The following is a 19,518-nucleotide window of genomic DNA, read 5'->3' on the forward strand; positions in this document are numbered from 1 at the left end:
TGTGACCACAGGAGACGAGGAGCAGCCGGCGCTGCTCCCGGCGCCTGAACGGGTCAAGGCGGTCGCTCGCAAGGCCAAGCCGCCCAAGGAGCGCAAGCCGGTCCCCGTGGCCGCGGTGGACCCGGTCGCCCGGGTCCTGGTCGACGTGGCGCTCGCCCACCTCGACCGGCCCTTCGACTACGCCGTGCCCGAGACGATGTCCGCCGTCGCCCAGCCCGGGGTGCGGGTCAAGGTGAGGTTCGCGGGCCAGGACGTCGACGGGTTCGTGATCGAGCGCGCCGCCACCACCGAGCACACCGGCCGGCTTCAGCCCCTGCGCCGCGTCGTCGGTGCCGAGCCGGTGCTCAGCCCCGACGTCGCCGCGCTCACCGGTGCCGTCGCCAAGCGGTACGCCGGGACCCGCTCCGACGTGCTTCGCCTCGCGGTGCCGCCCCGGCACGCGACCGTGGAGAAGGAGACCTCCGATCCGGCACCCCCGGTCAGCGTCGAGCCGCGGCCGGAGCTGACCGCGCACTATCCCGAGGCGGCCGGGGTCCTGGAGGCGCTGGCGCAGGGCCGGTCCCCGCGGGTGGTGTGGACGGTCGTGCCCGGCGACGACTGGGCCGAGCTGCTCGCCGAGGCCGTCGCGCTGACGGCGGCCGCGGGCCGCGGGGCGCTGGTGTGCCTGCCGGACCGCCGCGACGTGGACCGTCTCGACGCCGCACTGACCGCGCGCCTGGGCGCGGGGAGACACGTCGTGCTGGCGGCCGACTCCGGACCGGCCAAGCGCTACCGCGCGTTCCTCGCGATCCGCCGCGGGGCGGTCCGGGTCGTCATCGGCACCCGCGCCGCTGCGTTCGCGCCGGTGCAGGACCTCGGGCTGGTGGCGGTCTGGGACGACGGGGACGACCTCCACGAGGAGCCGCGGGCGCCGTACCCGCACGTCCGTGAGGTGCTGCTGATGCGGGCCCAGGAGACGGGGGCCGCCGCGATCCTGGCGGCGCACGCGCGCAGCGTGGAGGCGGAGTACCTCCTGCGCACCGGGTGGGCCACCGAGGTGGTGGCGCCGCGCGACGTCGTACGCCGCCGCATCTCGGTGGGCCTGACCGGCGACTCCGAGCACGACCTCGCCCGCGACCCGGGAGCGCGCTCGGCCAGGCTGCCCAGCGAGGCACTCACCCTGCTGCGGGAGTCGGTACGCCGGGGGCCGGTGCTGGTGCAGACCCCACGCGCGGGCTACGCGACCCGGCTGTCCTGCGACCGCTGTCGCACTCCGGCGCTGTGCCCGGCGTGCCACGGCCCGCTCCGGCTGCGTGGGCCCGCGCGACCACCCGAGTGCACCTGGTGCGCGACGGCCGTGCCGGCCTGGCGTTGCGGCGAGTGCGGGGGACACGGGCTGCGTGCGCCCGTCCTGGGGGACGCCCGCACCGCGGAGGAGCTCGGCCGGGCGATCCCGGGGGTGCCGGTCCGCGTCTCGTCCTCGGGGGACCGCGTCCTGGCGGAGGTGGAGAGCACGCCCGCGATCGTGGTCGCGACCCCGGGCGCCGAGCCGGTTGCGCCGGGCGGCTACGAGGCCGTCGTGCTGATGGACACCTGGCTGCTGCTGGCGCGCTCGGACCTGCGGGCGACCGAGGAGGCGGTGCGCCGCTGGGCCAACGCCGCCGCCCTGGTTCGCCCGGCGAGCGAGGGGGGCCGCGTGCTCGCGATCGGCGAGTCCTCCCACCCGGGGCTGCAGGCCCTGCTGCGGTGGGACCCAGGTGGCCTGGCCCGGCGCGAGATCGAGGAGCGACAGTCCGCCCACCTGCCGCCGGCGTCGCGGGTCGCCACGATCACCGGGGAGCCCGACGACCTCGAGCAGGCCGTGGCCGCCCTGCAGCTGCCACCGGGGGCTGAGGTGCTGGGCCCGGTGCCGGTGCCGGGCACCAGGGACTCCGTGCGGGACCTGCCCATCGGCGCCGGCGACGAGGCCGCGGTGCGCTACGTGGTGCGGGTCCCCAGGAGCGCCGGACCCGCGCTCTCGGCCGCCCTCGGAGCCCTCCAGGCGCAGCGCTCCACCCGCAAGCTGGCCCACGTGCGGGTCGAGGTCGACCCCGCCGAGCTCGGCTGAGGGCCCGGCCGGGCCTGCCACCGGGACGGTCGGGCGACGGCCCGGGCTGACCCGTGACCCCGCCGCTCCTAGACTTGCCGCCGACCCACCAGCAGAGGAGCACGCGTGTCCATCAGACCCATCCGTCTTTTCGGTGACCCCGTGCTGCGCACTCCCGCGCAGCCGGTCGTCGACTTCGACAAGGAGCTGCGGACCCTGGTCGCGGACCTCACCGACACCATGCTCGAGGCGCCGGGGGCCGGACTGGCCGCGCCCCAGCTCGGCGTCGGGCTGCGGGTGTTCACCTGGAACGTGGACGGCGAGCTCGGCCACCTGGTGAACCCGAAGCTGCGGCTCTCCGAGGAGATCCAGGACGGCCCCGAGGGATGCCTGTCGATCCCCGGGCTCACCATCGACTGCAAGCGGGCCCTCTCGGTCGTCGCCCACGGCTTCGACATGCACGGCGAGCCGGTGGTCGTCGAGGGCAGCGAGATGCTCGCGCGGGCGATCCAGCACGAGACCGACCACCTCGACGGCATCATCTTCGTGGACCGCCTCGACCGGGAGGCCCGGCGCGAGGCGATGCGGTTCATCCGCGAGGCGGAGTGGTTCGGCGCCAATGCCCCGCAGGTGAAGTTCTCGCCGCACGCCACCAACGGGCTCGGAATCTAGTGCGGGTCGTCTTCGCCGGCACCCCCGAGGTCGCCGTACCCGCGCTGGAGGCGGTGGCAGCCAGCCGGCACGAGCTCGTCGGCGTCGTCACCCGGCCCGACGCCCCGGCCGGCCGCGGGCGCAAGCTGGTCGCCTCCCCGGTCGGGCTGCGGGCGGCTGAGCTCGGAGTCCCCGTCCTGAAGCCGGAGCACCCGCGCGACCCCGCCTTCCAGGAGGAGCTGCGGGCGCTGCGACCCGACTGCTGCCCGGTGGTGGCGTACGGCGCGCTGCTCCCGCAGTCCGCGCTGGACATCCCGGAGCACGGCTGGGTCAACCTGCACTTCTCGGTGCTGCCCTCCTGGCGCGGTGCGGCGCCGGTGCAGCACGCCATCTGGGCCGGTGACGAGGTCACCGGGGCCACCACCTTTCGGATCGTCAAGGAGCTCGACGCCGGTCCCACCTTCGGGCTGATGACCCAGACGATCCGTCCCGAGGACACCGCCGGCGACCTCCTCGACCGCCTCGCCGAGGGCGGTGCCGGCCTGCTGGTGCAGACCCTTGACGGCATCGAGGACGGCACCCTGGAGGCGCGTGAGCAGCCCGAGGACTGGATCAGCTTCGCCCCGAAGATCACCGTCGAGGACGCGGAGGTCGACTGGTCCGAGCCGGCCGTCGCCGTGGACCGCCGGGTCCGGGCGATGACCCCGGCGCCGGGCGCCTGGTCGACGTTCGAGGGGGAGCGGATCAAGCTCGGCCCCGTGCTCCACGTCGACCGCGACCTGCTCGAGCCGGGTCGTCTCGAGGTCACCAAGAACGCCGTGTTCGTGGGCACCGGCACCGAGCCGGTCCGGCTCGGCCGGGTCAAGCCGTTCGGGAAGAAGGAGATGGACGCCGCCGACTGGGCGCGCGGTGTCCGGCTGGAGTCCGGTGCCCGGCTCGGCGGGTAGCGTCGGCGCCATGCCAAGCCAGTCGTCCACCCCGTCGCCACCGGCCCGGCCCGAGGACGTCGACGAGATCTGCCGCGGCCTGCCACAGACCTGGTTCGGCACCTCCTGGGGCGACGTCCCCACGTGGCTGGTGCCGCTGCGGGAGAAGGGCGACAAGGGCCGCGGGTTCGTGCTCTACCGCAAGCCGCACCGGTCGGCCATCGACCCGGCGACGGGCGCGGAGTACGACGACCTCCTCGTGATCCGCACCGCGAACCCGGACGACAAGGACGCGCTCGTCGAGGCCGCCGGGCCGTTCTTCACCATCGACCACTTCAAGGGGTACAACGCAGTGCTGGTGCAACAGTCCCGTCTCGGGGAGATCACCCGGGACGAGCTCGCCGAGGTCATCACCGATGCCTGGCTGGCGACAGCTCCCAAGAAGCTGGTCCGCGAGTTCCTGGCATGAGCAGCACCCCAGGCAAGCGCACGCCCGGCAAGCCGGCTCGCGGCGGGGCCCAGGAGAAGAAGACGGCCCAGGAGAGAACGGCGCAGGGCAAGAGGCTCCCGGACAAGCCGAAGGTGGACGCCTCCCGGCTGGCGGCGTACGACGTGCTGGTGGCCGTGCGTGAGGACGACGCCTACGCCAACCTGGTGCTGCCGCAGGTGCTCCGCGAGCGCGAGATCACCGGACGCGACGCCGCCTTCACCACCGAGCTCGTGGGCGGCACGCTGCGCGGGCTGGGCAGCTACGACGCGGTGATCGACCACCTGGCCGGTCGCGCTCCCGACCCGGCCGTGCGCGACGCGCTGCGCCTCGGCGCCCACCAGCTGCTCGGGATGCGCGTGCCCGACCACGCCGCGGTGACCAGCACCGTGGAGCTGGTGCGTGCGCGCATCGGCCACAAGCCCGCCGGGTTCACCAACGCGGTGATGCGCAAGCTGGCCGGTCACGACCTCGAGTCCTGGATGGACCTCCTGGACGCGTCCCCGGCGGTGCGGCACTCCCACCCGGAGTGGATCGTGGCTGCCCTGGCGACCGCGCTGGACCGGCCCGACGAGCTCGAGGACCTGCTGCGCGCCGACAACGAGCGGCCGCTGGTGACCCTGGCCGCGCGACCGGGACTCTCCACGGTCGAGGAGCTCGCGGCGGCGGGCTCGCAGGAGCCGTCCATCTCCCCGCTCGGGGTGACGCTGGACTCCGGTGACCCGGGGGAGGTACCGGCTGTCCGTGAGGGGCGGGCCGGGGTCCAGGACGCCGGGTCGCAGCTGGTCGCCCTCGCTCTGGCCAGGGCCGGCGTCCAGGGCCGCGACGAGCACTGGCTGGACCTGTGCGCCGGGCCGGGTGGCAAGGCGGTGCTGCTGGCAGCCCTGGCCGACGAACGAGGCGCCCGGCTGCTGGCCAACGAGCGCGCTCCGCACCGGGCCAAGCTCGTCGCCCAGGCGATGCGGCTGACCCCGGGCGACGTGGTCACCGGCGACGGCCTCGTGCCGCCCTGGTCGCCGGCCACCTTCGACCGGGTCCTGGTCGACGCGCCGTGCTCCGGGCTCGGTGCCCTGCGCCGCCGTCCGGAGAGTCGCTGGCGGCGTACCCGCGCCGACGTCGAGGACCTGGCGCCCCTCCAGGCGGCACTGCTCACCAGCGCGCTGGACTCAGTGCGGCCCGGCGGCGTCGTCCTCTACGCCACCTGCTCACCGGTGGTCGAGGAGACCGCGGCGGTGGTCCGGTCGGTGCTCGGGCAGCGCGACGACGCCCGGCTCGAGGACGCCCTGTCGCTGGTGCCGGAGGCCACCGACGCGGAGTCGGCCCACCTGCCGGGCGCGGTCCAGCTGTGGCCGCACCGGCACGGCACCGATGCGATGTTCATGGCGCTGCTGCGCCGCACCTAGGATCGGAGCCACCATGAGCATCCAGATCACCCCGAGCATCCTGAACGCCGACCTGTCCCGCCTCGCCGACGAGGTCGCGCGGATCCCGAGCGCCGACTGGGTGCACGTGGACGTGATGGACAACCACTTCGTGCCCAACCTGACCCTCGGGCTGCCGGTCTTCGAGAGCCTGGCGAAGGCGACCGACCTGCCGCTGGACGCGCACCTGATGATCGAGGACCCGGACCGGTGGGCGCCGGCGTACGCCGAGGCGGGAGCCGGCTCGGTCACGTTCCACGCCGAGGCCGCAGCGGCCCCGGTCCGCCTTGCCCGGGAGCTGCGCGCCAAGGGGGCCCGTGCCTCGATGGCGCTCAAGCCGGCCACCCCGGTGGAGCCGTTCGCGGACATGCTCGGCGAGCTCGACATGCTCCTGCTGATGACCGTGGAGCCGGGGTTCGGTGGCCAGAAGTTCCTGGACCTGTGCCTGCCGAAGATCCGGCGCGCGCGTGAGCTGATCTCCGCTGCCGGCCTCGAGGTCTGGCTGCAGGTCGACGGCGGCGTCTCGCTGGAGACGATCGAGCGCTGCGCCGAGGCCGGCGCGGACGTGTTCGTGGCCGGGTCAGCCGTCTACTCAGCCGAGGACCCCGACGCGATGGTCGCCCAGCTGCGCGAGCGGGCCTCCGCTCACTGAGCCTGCGGGCCGCTCGGCTGGTGCAGCCCGATCCGGTCCCAGTCGCCCCAGGTGACCCGGTCCACCCGGTGGTCGGAGACATCGACGTCGGTGAGCTGCTCGACCGTCTCTGCCTCCGCGTCCGCGAGACGGCTGCGCACCTCCGCAGTCCCGTCGGGACCGAACGCGTAGGAGCGGTAGGCCCGCGCCCTGCTCATGCTGTGGAAGCCCGTGTCGTCGGGATAGAGCCACTCACTGACATCGGAGAGGAAGAGCGCGGACGGGTCGTCGGGCAGCACCCGGTAGTGCAGCCGGGCGGCGACGGATCCTCCCTCGGTGAACCTCGTGACCACGACGTCCTCGGCGCCCGCGCTCAGCTCGAGGGTGTACGCCGGGACCTCACCGGTCTCGGGCAGGGCGATCACGCCGAGCTGCGGACCGGTCTCGAAGGTTGCCCTCGCCTGGTCCTCGGTCAGCTCGTCGACGACCCGCTGCTTGCGGGGATTCCACTTCCAGCCGTACAGGTGCTGCATGGTCTCCTCGTTCTCCGGGTCGGTCATGGGTGGGGTCACGGGGCCTGGGTGTAGAAGTGCCCGTTGAGGTCACGGATGAAGATGTCGCGGTCCTCGGCGTACTCGATGATCTCGCGGGGGATCCTGCCACCGGCCTGGGGAGGCACCTCCAGGATCATGTCGCCGTCGAGGGGACGACCGTTGATCCCGAGCTCACGCGTCTTGGGGGTGTCGGCGATCCGGGTGCCGGCCGGGTACTTGCGCACGAACTCGTCGATGTAGCTCTTCGCCGTCTGCTCGCTGATCTCCCCGAACTGGGTCAGCTTCCGCGACACGATCACCTCGCCGGGGGTGTAGCTGTCGAGGCGGAACGACCGCTGGTTGCCGGTGGTCAGCGGGATCTCGTTGTAGCGGTAGCGCGGGTTGAGGAAGTGGTTGAACCGGTTGCCCGCGATCACCTTGCGCATGAACTCGCGGCTGCCGCTCCAGCGCGCGAGCTCGTCGGGGGACAGGAACCGGTCGGCGGCGAAGCTCTCCGGCAGCCGCAGGTCCGCGGCGCTGTCGAGGAGCCTGCCGTCCTTGGCGAAGATCCGGATGTTCTCACCGTTCTCGGCCATCCGGGTGAGTCGGGCGACCTCCTCGGCGCCGAGGGCGTGCCTGGTCCACTTGCCGCCGGTGGCCGCCCAGCCGGCGAAGGGGATCAGGGCACCCATCGAGAGGGACCCGTTGATCACGTCGCCGTCGGCGTAGTACCAGACGCCGTTGACGAAGTCGACGGGTTCGCCGATCACCGGGATCATCCCGAGGACGTCGAGCAGGCCGTGCCCGATCTGCTTCCACAGCGGGCCCGCCTCCTCGGCGGCCACGTCGGCCTCGTGCTGGAGCGCGTCCCCGATGTTCTTCAGGTCGTTGGCCAGCAGCGGTTGGAACGCGGTGGTGCCCTCCACCGGCGGGCTCCCGATCGCGGACGCCATCGCGTTCATGAACGCCTCGGCGGCGTCGTCGCTCATCCCGCCGCGGTGCCGCAGGAAGTCGAAGAGCTCCTTGTTGACCGCGACGCTGTCGTCGTCGCTGATGTCGACCTCGGTGGTGTCGCCGGTGGTGAACAGCTCGCGGACGGCCCCCGGGTTGTGCTGCATCGCCTTGAAGACGCCGTACATCGGGTCGTCGATGATCCGTGCGCCCGGCGAGCGCTCCAGGTCGGGGTCGAAGACCAGGTCCATGCTGGCCCAGACCTCGGGACCGTCGTCGCCCTCGATCTCGCGCATGGAGCGGTAGATGCCGGTGATGAACTCGTCGGACCACTGGCCGCGGCCGAAGACCAGGCTGAGCCGCTTGATGCTGCCGGTGCGGTCACCGCCGTGCGCGTCGACGAACTCGGTCCAGGTGGCGGTCATCGCGGGTACGCCGACCTCGCCGGTGCCCCTGCTGGCCAGGCTGAGCGTCTCGCCGAGGCCGCGGAGCAGCTGCTCGTAGCGCGCGTCGAAGTCCTTGGTGGCCTCCTCGCCCTCGGAGAACATGTTCTGGCGCTTCTGGTTCACCACGTTGAGGTAGCGGTCGAGCCCCTCGGGGGAGAGCCGCTCGGCCAGCAGCTTGGCGAAGTAGGGGTCCAGCGAGTTCTCCACGAGCAGGTCGACCAGCTCCTGGTCGACGTCGCGCATGCTGTAGTCGTCGTCGTCGACCTTCAGCAGCTCCATGGCCCGGTCCACCCGGCGGCGTACCTCGGTGTCGCTGGCGGTGGAGAGCACGGAGTCGTCGAAGGTGACCACCGACATCCCCGGCGTGCTCTGCTGGATGACCCGCGCCAGCGCCAGCCGGCGGTTGAGGTCGCGCACGGCCGAGCTGATCTCGCCCTCGAGCGCGTCCACCGGCGAGAGCGGACCCGTGGAGAGCCAGACGCCGGTCAGGTTCCCCCGGATCGAGCCGGCGGCACCTGCCAGGTCGGCCTTCGCCGAGCCGAGGCTCGAGACGAGGTCGGCCAGGGCGTCGATGTCGATGGAGACCTCGGCCATCAGATCGGTCCGAGGTTGCGCCAGCGGACCTGCCACGCGTTGCGCTCGACCATCTCCGGCTGCGCGGCGATCGCGTCGTCGAACTCCTGCAGCGCGCCGCTCGACGCATGCCGGGCGGAGGAGCGCCAGCCGGACAGGCTCCCGGCGAAGCTGTCGGCGCGCCCGCCCACCCAGGCCCCGGACTCCATCGCGGCCACGGCGGCGTCCAGCGCTGTGTCCAGCGTCTGCGCGGGGCCGGTGCTGCGCCCGCGAGCCGCGCGGATCGCGCCCAGATAGGGGTTGGGCACCTTCGGCTCAGCGGTCTCCCCCATGCGGCCCCCGCCCCCCGTCGTACCGGCTCCGACGCGCCGAGGCTATCAGCGCTCGGCACCGCGAAGACGGGTCACATCGCGCCGAGCTTCTCCGGGTTGCGGATGCCGTGCAGCGTGGTGATCCGGTCGTCCTGCACGGTCACGAAGTAGACGCCGTCGAGCTCGCCGTCCAGCCTCACCACGATCGCGAGCTCGCCGTTGACCGGTCGCAGGGCGAACTCGGCCCCCGCGCTCTCCGGCTTGGAGAGCACCCCGGCGAGGAAGCGCAGCACCTTGTCGGCGCCCTGGATCGGCCGGAGCGCCGACGTCCTCCTGCCGCCACCATCGGTGACCAGGACGACGTCGGGGGCCAGGAGCTCCAGCAGCTCGGGCACGTCACCGCCCGCCGCGGCGGCGAGGAACCGCTCGGTGACCTCGCGGTGCCGGTCCCCGGAGACGACCTGGCGGGGCTGGCGAGCGGCCACGTGCGAGCGCGCGCGGTGGACGAGCTGGCGGACCGCCGCGGGACTCCGGTCGAGCGCCCGGCCCACCTCGGCAGCAGGCATCGCGAACACCTCGGTGAGCACGAACGCGGCCCGCTCGAGCGGGCTCAGCGACTCGAGCACGATCAGCATCGCCATGGACACCTCGTCGGCGAGCTGCGCTGCCGCAGCGCCGTCGACGCGTGGGTCCGGCTCGCTGGCGACCGGCTCGGGCAGCCACGGCCCGACGTAGCTCTCCCGCCGGGTGGCCAGGTCGCGGACCCGGTTCAGGGCGAGCCGGCTGGTGACGGTGAGCAGGTAGGCGCGGGGCTCCGCGACGTCCCGGTGCTCGACCCGGGACCAGCGGATCCACGCCTCCTGGACGACGTCCTCGGCCTCGACGTGGCTGCCGAGGATGCGGTACGCCGCGCCGACCAGCACCGGGCGGTGCTGCTCGAACAGCGACGCCGCGTCCGTGGGCACCGGATCGCTGGTCATCGGCTCACCTCTGAGGAAAGTCGCACTGGTTCTTGAACCCCTGGCTGGTCAGGCCCAGGGCGGAGTTGGTCCGCGAGCGGAGGTTCTCCACCGAGATGATCTCAGTCAGCTCGACCAGCTGGGCGTCGGTCAGCTCGCTGCGCAGGTCGGCGACCATCTCGTCGGTCACCTGCGGGGGAGTGGCGGTCATCGCCTCGGCGTACTCCAGGACCATGCGCTCCAGCGGGGTGTAGACGGTGCTGGAGCGCCAGTCCGCGACCTGCTCCAGCTTGGCGGCGTCGGTGCCGTTGCCGCGGGAGAGGTAGTAGCCGAAGTCGATGCACCAGCTGCAGCCGATCTGCGAGGCCACGGCGAGGCAGGCGAGATCCTTGAGCCCGTCGTCGAGGGCGGACCACTTCGCGACCCGTAGCTCGAAGCGGGCGACCGCCGTCGTCACCCTGCGGTGGTGCAGCAGCGCGAGCATCGGCTCCATCTCCTGGCCGTAGGTGCGGCGGGTCCAGAAGCGGAGCAGCCGGGCGAGCCCGCTGCCGGGGTGCTCGAGGGGGACCCGCGCGCGGTTGGTGGTGGGGGTCATGGGTGCGTCGGTGGTCATGGCATCTCCTGGGTCTGCTGGGCTTTCTTGGGTCTGCTGGGCTTTCTGGGTGGACCCGGCCGCTGCCGGGGATGTGACATCGGGTGAGCGAGGTCACCGGAGCCGGCCCCCGGCCGCTGTGGCAGACTTGGCCCCGACGAGTGAAGACTCGCGTGCTCTGGGGGCGGTGAAACTCCGCACCGGCGGTGACAGTCCGCGACCCGGTGGCCTCACGGCGATCGGTTGACCAGGTGGAACTCCTGGACCGACGGTCAAAGTCCGGATGAGAAGTGCACGCAGGAGGCCCGCGGCGACGCCGCGAGCCGTCTGAGGTCCCCCGGTGCCCGCAAGGACCAGTGAGGACAGTCAGGCGATGGGATTCTCCCCGGCGGAGCAGCACGCGATGCGTCGCGCGCTGGAGCTGGCGAGCACTCCCGGCGTACCCCACGGACCGAACCCGCGGGTGGGCTGCGTGCTGCTCAGCAGCGACGCGGCCGGGTCCTCACAGATGATCGCGGAGGGGTTCCACCGTGGCGCGGGGACCCCGCACGCCGAGGCGGCCGCGCTGGCCGAGGCCGGCCCCCAGGCCCGCGGCGCGACCGCCGTGGTGACCCTGGAGCCGTGCAACCACACCGGTCGCACGGGGCCCTGCTCGCGCGCCCTGATCGAGGCCGGGGTCTCCCGCGTGGTCTTCGCGCAGCCGGACCCGAACGAGGTCGCGGCCGGTGGCGAGGCGGCGCTGGTCGAGGCCGGCATCTCGGTGGAGTACGGCCTGATGGAGCACGAGGCGCGTGCGCTCAACCGCGCCTGGACGTTCGCGATGGAGCACCACCGCCCGTTCGTCACCTGGAAGTTCGCGAGCACGCTGGACGGCCGCAGCGCCGCGGCCGACGGGTCGAGCCGGTGGATCACCTCGCGCGCCGCGCGGGTCGACAGCCACCGCCTGCGCGCGGAGTGCGACGTGATGCTCGTCGGCACCGGGACCGTGGAGCAGGACGACCCCGAGCTCACCGTTCGCGACGAGTACGACGACCTCCTGCCGCACCAGCCGCTGCGCGCGGTGATGGGCCTGCGGCCCGTCGACCCGCAGCGACGGGTGCTCAACGACCGCGCCGAGACCGTCGTGCTGGCGACCCGCGACCCGCGGGAGGCACTCGACCTGCTGCACGCCCGCGACCGGCAGCACGTGTTCCTCGAGGGCGGGCCCACCCTGGCCGCAGCCTTCCTCGAGGCCGGCCTGGTCGACGAGGTGGTGGCCTACCTCGCCCCCGCCCTGCTCGGCGCCGGCACCCCGGCCGTCGCGGACCTCGGCATCACCACGATCGCCGACGCCCGCCGGTTCTCGATCACCGACGTGGCCACGATCGGCACCGGCGCCGAGACCAACGTGCGGATCACCATGAGCGGGCGGGTGAGCGGCCCCGCCCCACAAATGTTGGATCGGAACGCCGAAACGACCGATCAGGACGTCACAACCCAACATTTGTTGGGTCGCGGCGCCCCCGAGGAAGGACGCTGACATGTTCACCGGCATCGTGGAGGAGCTCGGTACCGTGGCCGCCCTGGAGGACCAGGGCGACGCGATCCGGCTCACCGTGCACGGACCCCTGGTCACCGGCGACGCCGCGCTCGGGGACTCGATCTCGGTCAACGGTTGTTGCCTCACCGTGGCCACCCGTGAGGACGACTCGTTCACCGCTGACGTGATGCACGAGACCCTGGCGAAGACCTCCCTGGGCTCGCTGGCCCCCGGTGCCCGGGTGAACCTCGAGCGCGCGGTCACGCCGGCCACCCGGCTCGGCGGTCACATCGTGCAGGGCCATGTCGACGGCACCGGGACCGTGCTGCGGCGTACCCCCAGCGAGCACTGGGAGCTGGTCGAGGTATCGCTCCCCGAGGGGCTGGACCGCTACCTCGTCGACAAGGGGTCGATCACCGTCGACGGGATCTCCCTGACGGTGGTGGAGGTTTCGACGAGCTCGACCACCGCGAGCTTCACGGTCAGCCTGATCCCCGAGACCCTGGCCCGCACCACCCTGGGCTTCAAGCAACCCGGCGATGTCGTCAACCTCGAGGTGGACGTGATCGCGAAGTACGTCGAGAAGATGGTGAAGCAGTGACTGAGAACCAACGGGCCCACGAGCAGGGCCAGATCCGCCTCGACACGGTGGAGGAGGCGATCGCGTCGATCGCCGCCGGACAGGCCGTGGTCGTGGTCGACGACGAGGACCGCGAGAACGAGGGCGACATCATCTTCGCCGCCTCCAAGGCGACGCCGGAGCTGATGGCGTTCACGATCCGGCACTCCAGCGGAGTCATCTGCGTGCCGATGCCGGGCCGGATGCTCGACCGGCTGGAGATCCCGCTGATGACGCCGCACAACAAGGACAAGCTCCGCACGGCGTACACCCTCTCGGTGGACGCGCGCGACGGCGTCAGCACCGGCATCTCGGCCGCGGACCGGGCGCACACCGCGCGGGTCCTGGCCGACTCCGCGACCGAGCCCTGGGAGCTCACCCGGCCGGGCCACGTGTTCCCGCTGCGCTACACCGAGGGCGGGGTGCTGGTCCGTCGTGGGCACACCGAGGCGGCCGTGGACCTCGCCAAGATGGCCGGGCTGACCCCGGCGGGCGTGCTGGTCGAGGTCGTCAACGACGACGGGACGATGAAGCGGGCTCCCGAGCTGCGCGAGTTCTGCGACGAGCACGGGCTGAAGATGATCTCGATCGAGCAGATGGTGCACTACCGCCGCCGGCACGAGAGCCACGTCGAGCGGCTGGCGAAGACCGCGCTGCCCACGCGCCACGGTGCGTTCACCGCGTTCGGCTACCGGATCACGATCGACGACTCCGAGCACGTCGCGCTGGTGTACGGCGACCCCGAGGACCTCCGCGGAGGTGAGCCCGTGCTGACCCGGGTGCACAGCGAGTGCCTCACCGGCGACGTCTTCGGCTCCGAGCGCTGCGACTGCGGCCCGCAGCTCGAGGAGGCGATGGAGCTGATCGTCAAGGAGGGCAGGGGAGTGGTGATCTACCTGCGCGGCCACGAGGGCCGTGGCATCGGCCTGCTCGCCAAGCTGCAGGCCTACGAGCTCCAGGACGGCGGGCGGGACACCGTCGACGCCAACCTCGACCTCGGGCTCCCGGCCGACGCCAGGCACTACGGGACCGCCACCCAGATCCTGCGTGACCTCGGTGTCGAGTCCGTGCGCCTGCTCACCAACAACCCCGCCAAGACCTCCGGCCTGGAGTCCTACGGGATCGCGGTCGCGGAGCGGGTGGCGCTCACGCCCCGGCCCAACGACCACAACCTCGCCTACCTGCTGACCAAGCGCGACCGGATGGGCCACCAGCTCGACGGCCTCGACGGGTTCGACCCCGAGGCGCTCGGCCTGCCGGGGAAGACGGTGCTGTCATGAGCGGCGACGGCAGCCCCGCCGACGTCCCCGTCGACTGCAGCGACCTCCGGGTGGCCGTGGTGGCGGCGAGCTGGCACGAGCAGGTGATGGACGGTCTGCTCGCCGGCGCCCGCGAGGCGCTGGAGCGCTACCGGGTCGGTGAGTCCACGGTGGTCCGGGTGCCCGGGTCCTTCGAGCTCCCCGTGGTGGCCCAGGCGCTCGCCCGCCAGGGGTACGACGCCGTGGTCACCCTGGGCGTCGTGATCCGTGGCGGCACTCCGCACTTCGAGTTCGTCTGCTCGGCCGCGACCGACGGCCTGAACCGGATCGCGCTGGACACCGGCGTGCCGATCGGCTTCGGGCTGCTCACCTGCGACACCGAGCAGCAGGCACTCGACCGGGCCGGGCTGGAGGGCAGCAGCGAGAGCAAGGGCTACGAGGCCACCTCCGCGGCGCTGCTCACCGCGCGCACCCTGCGCGAGATCGCCGGGTGAGACCCGCGTGGCCCCCGCTGTCTCCGAGAGCTCCCTGGGCGCCTGGCTGGTGAAGGCCAGCCCGGCCAGCCTGCAGGTCGGCGAGGTGCTGCGGACCCGGTTCAGCACCATCACCAGCCGGTGCGTGCGCCCGTCGTACCGCGCCGAGCTGATCCGCGCCGGCCAGCCGGTGCTGCTGTGGGTCAGCGGCGGTGACCGCGAGCACCCTGCGGGGATCTATGCGACCGGCCACACCACCGGTCCCGTGGAGCGCGGGGAGGACCTCGCGATGCCGGTGCGCCTCGAGCCGCTGGAGCCGTTCGTCGCCAGGGACGAGATCCTCGCCGAGCCCACCCTGATGACCCTCGAGGTGATCCGGATGCCGGCCGGCAGCAACCCGTCGTACCTCGACACCGCGCAGTACCGCGCGCTCCGCGAGGCCTTCCCGCAGCTGGGCCGGGCGTAGGGTGCCGCGGCCCGGGCCACGGGCGACTGCCTGCCGCGGTCGCCTTGCACATAGGCTGGGCGCGTGAAGACGTTCGAGGGGCTCTGGGCCGAGCTGAGCGAGAAGGCGGCGACCCGCCCCGAGGGTTCCGGGACGGTCGCGGCGCTCGACGCCGGGGTGCACACGATCGGCAAGAAGCTGGTCGAGGAGGCAGCCGAGTCCTGGATGGCGGCCGAGTTCGAGGGCCATGAGCGGGCGGCCGAGGAGATCAGCCAGCTGCTCTACCACGCACAGGTGCTGATGCTCGCCGCCGGAATCTCCCTCGACGACGTCTACGCCCACCTGTAAGAGGACCCCCATGAGCGACACCCCTGCACCACTGCTGAAGATCGCGATCCCCAACAAGGGCTCGCTGTCCACGGCCGCCTCCGAGATCCTGCGCGAAGCCGGCTACCGCCAGCGCACGGACTCCAAGGAGCTGAGCCTGCTCGACCCCGCCAACGGCGTGGAGTTCTTCTACCTGCGCCCGCGCGACATCGCGCTGTACGTCGGCGCGGGGACCCTGGACATCGGCATCACCGGCCGCGACCTGCTGCTCGACTCCGGTGCCAAGGCCCACGAGGCCCGCCAGCTCGGGTTCGGCCGCTCACGGTTCCGGTTCGCGGCGCGTCCCGGCACGCTGTCCTCGCTCGAGGACCTCGCCGGCAAGCGCATCGCCACGTCGTACGTCGGAGTGGTGCGCCGCTACCTCGAGCAGATGAGCATCGACACCAGCGGCATCGAGGTGATCCGCCTCGACGGCGCCGTGGAGACCAGCATCCAGCTCGGCGTGGCCGACGTGATCGCCGACGTCGTGGAGACCGGGAGCACCCTGAAGGCGGCCGGGCTCGAGATCGTCGGCGAGGTGATCCTCGACTCCGAGGCGGTGCTGATCACCCGCGCCGACGCGCCGGAGCCGACCGGCTTCGAGGTCTTCAAGCGGCGGCTCGACGGAGTCCTGGTGGCGCGGACCTACGTGATGATGGACTACGACTGCCCCCAGGCATCGGTCGAGGCGGCCGTCGCCCTGACCCCGGGCCTGGAGGGCCCGACGATGTCGCCGTTGCATCGCGAGGGCTGGGTGGCTGTCCGGGCGATGGTGCCGCGCGACGGGGCCCAGAAGCTGATGGACGACCTCTACCGGGTCGGCGCCCGCGCGATCCTGCTGACCGACATCCATGCCTGCCGGCTCTGAGCGGGAGACGACGGCCCCCAGCCTGCCGCACACGTGGCGGCCCCTCGGGGTCCGCATCGCGGTGTGGGCGCTGGGCGTGCTGCTGCTCGTCCTGGTCGGTGCGGTGTGGGTCTTCCTCCCCGAGGACACCCGCTCCCAGTTCACCCCCTTCCAGCGCGGCACCCTCGTGGTCCTTGGCTTGCTGCTGTTCGGCTGCTGGTTCGCGCTGGTGCGCTCACGGGTGACGGCCACCGCCGGGGGGCTGACCGTGGTCAACGGCTTCCGCAAGCGCCACTACGAGTGGTCGCAGGTGATCTCGGTGTCGATGCGCCGGGGAGCGCCGTGGGGGACGATCGACCTCTCCGACGGCACCACCGTGTCCATGGTCGGGGTGCAGGGCTCCGACGGTGAGCGGGCGCGCAGGGCGGTGCGCGAGATCCGGGCGACCGTGGAGGCGAACACACCCGGCACCGCCCCCTCCTGAGCGGACGAACCCGTCACCGGGTCCCGTCGAGGACCAGGTCGGCACGCTCCCGGGTCCGCTCCCGGGCGAACACCAGCGCCTCGTCGCGGGCCCACTGCTCCCAGTGGGGCGCCAAGGCCTCGCCGTCACGCGCCAGGCCCCGCTCCAGGCGCAGGTCGTGCGGCGCCTCCACCCAGGCCAGCACGGTGACCAGCGCCCCGAACCGGGAGGCTCCGCTCCCGACGCCCTCGAGCACCAGCAGCGGTCCCGGCTCCACGGCCACGGTCTCGGCGAACCGGCCCGCGACCCAGTCGTAGCGACGGTAGCGGCCGGTCGCGCCTGCGGAGAGCGGGGTGAGCAGCCCGTCGAGCTGGGTCTCGACCTCGGCGAGGCCGGACCAGCCGGGGTAGAGGTCGTCCATGTGGATCACCGGGCAGCCGGTCAGCGCGCCCACGGCGGCAGCGAGGGTGGTCTTGCCCGAGCCGGCGGGACCGTCGATGCACACCAGCCGCCCGGCGCCCAGGGTCGCCGGCCGGGCCAGCGCCAGGTCCACCACGGCAGCCGCGTCGGACGCGGGGGTCGGGCCGGTGCTCACCAGGCCAGGCCGAGGCCCCGGTAGGAGGGCACGCGATCGACGAACGAGTCACCGCTGAGCAGGTGCACGGTGTTCGTGTGCTCGGCGAGCTCACCGGACTTCGCGTGCCGGAACCACACCCAGTCGCCGATCTGCAGCAGCCCGGCTCCTTTTCCGGTCAGCGGCGTCTGCACCTCACCGGCGCCCTCGAGACCGGTCAGCGCCAGGCCGGGTGGTGCCCAGGGCAGGGGAGCGCGGTCCTTGCCGGTGGCCCCGCTCGCGACGAAGCCGCCGCCAGCGACTGTGGCCACACCGGCGGCGGGGCGGCGTACGACCTGGACGCCGAAGAAGGCCGCGGGGCGGGGATCGAAGCTCGCGTAGTGGTCGAAGAGGCCCGGCACGAGCAGCCCGGACCCGGCGGCGACCTCGGTGACCACGGGGTCGGCCACGGTCGTCTCCACGCTGCCGGAGCCGCCCGCGTTCCAGAACTCGAGGTCGGCCAGGTCGGCGAGGGCGTCGGCGATCGTGCGCCTGCGGTCGGCCAGCTGCGTGATCGAGGCGGACTTGAGCCGGCGTACGACGAGCGAGCGCGCCTTCTGTGTGGGCACAGCGTCGGGTACGCCGGCCACCTGGCCCTCGTAGGTCATCACCCCGACGAGCGCGAAGCCGCGCCGTACCACCTGCTCGGCGAACGCGGCCACCGCGTCGGCGTCGTGAAGCGGGGAGCGCTTCGGCCCGACGTGGGAGGGCCCGAGCCGCAGCCCGGCGTCGATGTCGATCGCGACCCGCACGCCCCGGGCGTCCCCGCAGGCCTCGATCAGGGACAGGTGGGCGGGGTCGTCGACCATCAGGGTGATCGCCGCGGGCGCCCGGGGGTCGGCCAGGAGCGTCCGGATGGCGCCGCGGTCGACCGAGGGGTAGCCCATCACCACGTCGTCGGTGAATCCCTCGCGCACCAGCCACAGGGCCTCGCGCAAGGTGTAGGCGAGCACCCCGGTGAACTCGGGGCGGGCCAGAGCGCGCTCGACCAGCGCCGGGATCCGCAGCGACTTCGACGCCACCCGCACCGGCTTGCCGGCGGCGCGACGGCCCAGGTCTGCGGCGTTGGCGTCGAACGCGTCGAGGTCGATCACGACCATCGGGGTCGCGGGGTCCTCGAGGTGGGCGACCGCGGCGTCCAGGCGTCGGGCAAGCTGCGTGCGGGCAGCGTCGCTGCCGAAGGCTCCACGGGGCACGGCTAGATGCCGTGCCGCTTCAGGATGGCCTCGATGTCGTCCATGCCCTCGATGTCGTCGTCGGCGGCCTTGCCGCGCTTGGGTGCGCGCTTCGCGGGGGCCTTCTCGACCGCTGCCGGCCCGGCCTTGGCCTCGGGCACGCTCCTCGCGGGTGCGCGGGTCCCGACGCCGCGGGAGCGCAGCAGGCCGGAGACGAGCCACAGCACCACGGCGACGCCGGCCACGGAGATGCCTGCCCACACGGTGGGGGAGAACACCAGCCGGGTGGCCCAGTTGACGACGTCGTTGGCGATGTTCGCGGCCAGCTTCAGGGTGCCGGTGAGCCAGGCCGCGACGGGCAGCAGGGTCCAGGCCAGGCCGCGCAGGCCGGCCGCGACGCCGCGACGGCGCCAGGCGACCCAGGAGAGGGCGGCGCCGACGAAGGTCAGCACGAGAGCGAGCGCGGCCCAGGTGGTGGAGTCCACGGTGACGTCGGTGGCCAGGGGCATGGCCCCAGCCTACGGAATCGGCGAGAGATCGGTCTGGCAGGATCGCGATGATGCGCACCATTCCCGATCCGGGCTTCGCCGGCGACGACGGCCGCCCCGCCCCCGAGGTCACCTCCGCCCTGGCGGCGTACGACGCGGCGCCGGGCGCCGAGCAGCACCTCGCCACCCTGGCCGTGCTGCAGGACTCGCGCGTGCTCGTCCCCGTGGTGGCCGTGCTCGGCGAGGTCGAGTACGACAAGCAGGGCCTGGCCCACGACAAGACCAGCGACATGGCTGCGGTGCTGATCACCGGCCGGGACGGACGCACGGCGCTGCTCGGGTTCACCGGGACCCAGCCTCTCCAGCGCTGGGCGCAGACCCAGCCCGGCAGCGACCCGCGGCCGGTGCCGGTGACGTTGCGGGAGGCGGCCCGGTCGGCGATCCAGGACGAGGCGTCGGCGCTGCTTCTCGACCTCGCGGGACCGGTGATGTTCGTGGTCGACTCCGAGGAGCTCGCCGCCCTCGCCCAGGGCCACCGGCTGGTCCGCGACGCGGAAGGCTGGGCCTGGGTGCTCGGCTGATGTGCATTACCGGGCCCCGCCTAGTAGAGTTGTCTGTGACCGATCAGTCCTGCCCGTGAGGGTGGTACCGATCTGACAAGCGGAGGCCTTCTCCCACCCGCATCGACCGTTCTCCACCAGGTCG

Annotated in this window: 22 protein-coding genes, 1 pseudogene and 1 riboswitch; of the genes and pseudogenes, 15 read left to right on the top strand and 8 right to left on the bottom strand. The window is 72.8% G+C overall.

Going from position 1 to position 19,518, the window contains the following annotated elements; all coding sequences use genetic code 11:
• The first annotated feature begins 1 nt into the window (after position 1).
• From AC4BGB_RS20495 to rpe, 6 genes are all read left to right on the top strand, one after another.
• Positions 2-2,086, top strand: coding sequence for a primosomal protein N' (locus AC4BGB_RS20495; protein WP_490548840.1), 2,085 nt, complete (start codon positions 2-4; stop codon positions 2,084-2,086).
• A gap of 105 nt (positions 2,087-2,191) precedes the next feature.
• On the top strand, positions 2,192-2,737 hold the full coding sequence (def, locus tag AC4BGB_RS20500; RefSeq protein ID WP_490548841.1) for a peptide deformylase: 546 nt from the start codon (positions 2,192-2,194) through the stop codon (positions 2,735-2,737).
• The gene (gene fmt / locus AC4BGB_RS20505) at positions 2,737-3,663 is read left to right on the top strand and encodes a methionyl-tRNA formyltransferase (protein WP_490548842.1); all 927 of its coding nucleotides are present in this window, start codon (positions 2,737-2,739) and stop codon (positions 3,661-3,663) included. Before def ends, fmt begins: the two co-directional genes overlap by 1 nt.
• A 10-nt stretch (positions 3,664-3,673) precedes the next feature.
• A complete protein-coding gene (locus AC4BGB_RS20510) occupies positions 3,674-4,111 on the top strand; it encodes an MmcQ/YjbR family DNA-binding protein (RefSeq protein ID WP_490548843.1) in 438 nt (145 codons plus the stop codon).
• Positions 4,108-5,532, top strand: a complete 1,425-nt coding sequence (locus tag AC4BGB_RS20515; protein ID WP_490548844.1) for an RsmB/NOP family class I SAM-dependent RNA methyltransferase — start codon at positions 4,108-4,110, stop codon at positions 5,530-5,532. Before AC4BGB_RS20510 ends, AC4BGB_RS20515 begins: the two co-directional genes overlap by 4 nt.
• A 13-nt stretch (positions 5,533-5,545) precedes the next feature.
• Complete coding sequence (rpe, locus tag AC4BGB_RS20520; RefSeq protein ID WP_490548845.1) at positions 5,546-6,202, top strand: ribulose-phosphate 3-epimerase; 657 nt, start codon at positions 5,546-5,548, stop codon at positions 6,200-6,202.
• Here rpe and AC4BGB_RS20525 read toward each other — a convergent pair.
• The 5 genes from AC4BGB_RS20525 to AC4BGB_RS20545 all read right to left on the bottom strand — a co-directional run bounded on the left by AC4BGB_RS20525 (position 6,196) and on the right by AC4BGB_RS20545 (position 10,567).
• Positions 6,196-6,753, bottom strand: a complete 558-nt coding sequence (locus AC4BGB_RS20525) for a hypothetical protein (protein ID WP_490548846.1) — start codon at positions 6,751-6,753, stop codon at positions 6,196-6,198. The genes rpe and AC4BGB_RS20525 overlap by 7 nt on opposite strands.
• Positions 6,750-8,705 carry a hypothetical protein gene (locus tag AC4BGB_RS20530; RefSeq protein WP_490548847.1) on the bottom strand — a complete coding sequence of 652 codons (1,956 nt, stop codon included), beginning with the start codon at positions 8,703-8,705 and terminating at the stop codon, positions 6,750-6,752. Before AC4BGB_RS20530 ends, AC4BGB_RS20525 begins: the two co-directional genes overlap by 4 nt.
• Entirely contained in the window at positions 8,705-9,016 is a 312-nt protein-coding gene (locus AC4BGB_RS20535) for a hypothetical protein (RefSeq protein ID WP_490548848.1), read from the bottom strand. The genes AC4BGB_RS20530 and AC4BGB_RS20535 overlap by 1 nt, the downstream gene beginning before the upstream one ends.
• A 71-nt stretch (positions 9,017-9,087) precedes the next feature.
• On the bottom strand, positions 9,088-9,975 hold the full coding sequence (gene sigJ, locus AC4BGB_RS20540; RefSeq protein WP_490548849.1) for an RNA polymerase sigma factor SigJ: 888 nt from the start codon (positions 9,973-9,975) through the stop codon (positions 9,088-9,090).
• A 4-nt stretch (positions 9,976-9,979) separates the two neighbouring features.
• A complete protein-coding gene (locus AC4BGB_RS20545; protein WP_490548850.1) occupies positions 9,980-10,567 on the bottom strand; it encodes a carboxymuconolactone decarboxylase family protein in 588 nt (195 codons plus the stop codon).
• Between the two features lie 148 nt (positions 10,568-10,715).
• A riboswitch (FMN riboswitch) is annotated at positions 10,716-10,846 on the top strand.
• Between the two features lie 73 nt (positions 10,847-10,919).
• On the opposite strand from AC4BGB_RS20545, the pseudogene ribD reads away from it, so the two are divergent.
• The 8 genes and pseudogenes from ribD to AC4BGB_RS20585 form a co-directional block, all read left to right on the top strand.
• A pseudogene (gene ribD, locus AC4BGB_RS20550) lies at positions 10,920-11,915 on the top strand (bifunctional diaminohydroxyphosphoribosylaminopyrimidine deaminase/5-amino-6-(5-phosphoribosylamino)uracil reductase RibD); the annotation flags it as partial.
• A gap of 151 nt (positions 11,916-12,066) precedes the next feature.
• Entirely contained in the window at positions 12,067-12,666 is a 600-nt protein-coding gene (locus AC4BGB_RS20555) for a riboflavin synthase (RefSeq protein ID WP_490548851.1), read from the top strand.
• A complete protein-coding gene (locus AC4BGB_RS20560) occupies positions 12,663-13,964 on the top strand; it encodes a bifunctional 3,4-dihydroxy-2-butanone-4-phosphate synthase/GTP cyclohydrolase II (protein WP_490548852.1) in 1,302 nt (433 codons plus the stop codon). Before AC4BGB_RS20555 ends, AC4BGB_RS20560 begins: the two co-directional genes overlap by 4 nt.
• Entirely contained in the window at positions 13,961-14,437 is a 477-nt protein-coding gene (ribH, locus tag AC4BGB_RS20565; RefSeq protein ID WP_490548853.1) for a 6,7-dimethyl-8-ribityllumazine synthase, read from the top strand. Before AC4BGB_RS20560 ends, ribH begins: the two co-directional genes overlap by 4 nt.
• A 7-nt stretch (positions 14,438-14,444) precedes the next feature.
• The gene (locus AC4BGB_RS20570; RefSeq protein WP_490548854.1) at positions 14,445-14,882 is read left to right on the top strand and encodes a hypothetical protein; all 438 of its coding nucleotides are present in this window, start codon (positions 14,445-14,447) and stop codon (positions 14,880-14,882) included.
• Positions 14,883-14,945: 63 nt separating this feature from the next.
• Positions 14,946-15,209, top strand: coding sequence for a phosphoribosyl-ATP diphosphatase (locus tag AC4BGB_RS20575; RefSeq protein WP_490548855.1), 264 nt, complete (start codon positions 14,946-14,948; stop codon positions 15,207-15,209).
• Positions 15,210-15,219: 10 nt separating this feature from the next.
• Positions 15,220-16,095: an ATP phosphoribosyltransferase gene (gene hisG, locus AC4BGB_RS20580; RefSeq protein WP_490548856.1), complete on the top strand. Its 876-nt coding sequence runs from the start codon at positions 15,220-15,222 to the stop codon at positions 16,093-16,095.
• Positions 16,079-16,558: a PH domain-containing protein gene (locus AC4BGB_RS20585; protein WP_490548857.1), complete on the top strand. Its 480-nt coding sequence runs from the start codon at positions 16,079-16,081 to the stop codon at positions 16,556-16,558. Before hisG ends, AC4BGB_RS20585 begins: the two co-directional genes overlap by 17 nt.
• 13 nt (positions 16,559-16,571) lie before the next feature.
• Here the strand turns inward: AC4BGB_RS20585 and AC4BGB_RS20590 are convergent, their stop codons facing one another.
• Genes AC4BGB_RS20590 through AC4BGB_RS20600 form a run of 3 tightly spaced genes read right to left on the bottom strand, consistent with a single transcriptional unit; the run spans position 16,572 to position 18,834 of the window.
• A complete protein-coding gene (locus tag AC4BGB_RS20590) occupies positions 16,572-17,132 on the bottom strand; it encodes a nucleoside/nucleotide kinase family protein (RefSeq protein WP_490548858.1) in 561 nt (186 codons plus the stop codon).
• The gene (locus tag AC4BGB_RS20595) at positions 17,129-18,346 is read right to left on the bottom strand and encodes an alanine racemase (protein ID WP_490548859.1); all 1,218 of its coding nucleotides are present in this window, start codon (positions 18,344-18,346) and stop codon (positions 17,129-17,131) included. Before AC4BGB_RS20595 ends, AC4BGB_RS20590 begins: the two co-directional genes overlap by 4 nt.
• Positions 18,347-18,348: 2 nt before the next feature.
• On the bottom strand, positions 18,349-18,834 hold the full coding sequence (locus AC4BGB_RS20600; RefSeq protein WP_490548860.1) for a hypothetical protein: 486 nt from the start codon (positions 18,832-18,834) through the stop codon (positions 18,349-18,351).
• 50 nt (positions 18,835-18,884) lie between these two features.
• Between AC4BGB_RS20600 and AC4BGB_RS20605 the strand changes: the two genes are divergently transcribed.
• Entirely contained in the window at positions 18,885-19,394 is a 510-nt protein-coding gene (locus AC4BGB_RS20605; protein WP_490548861.1) for an SseB family protein, read from the top strand.
• The last annotated feature ends 124 nt before the right edge of the window (positions 19,395-19,518 follow it).

The sequence above is a fragment of the Nocardioides sp. Z30_9 genome (genome assembly GCF_058215735.1).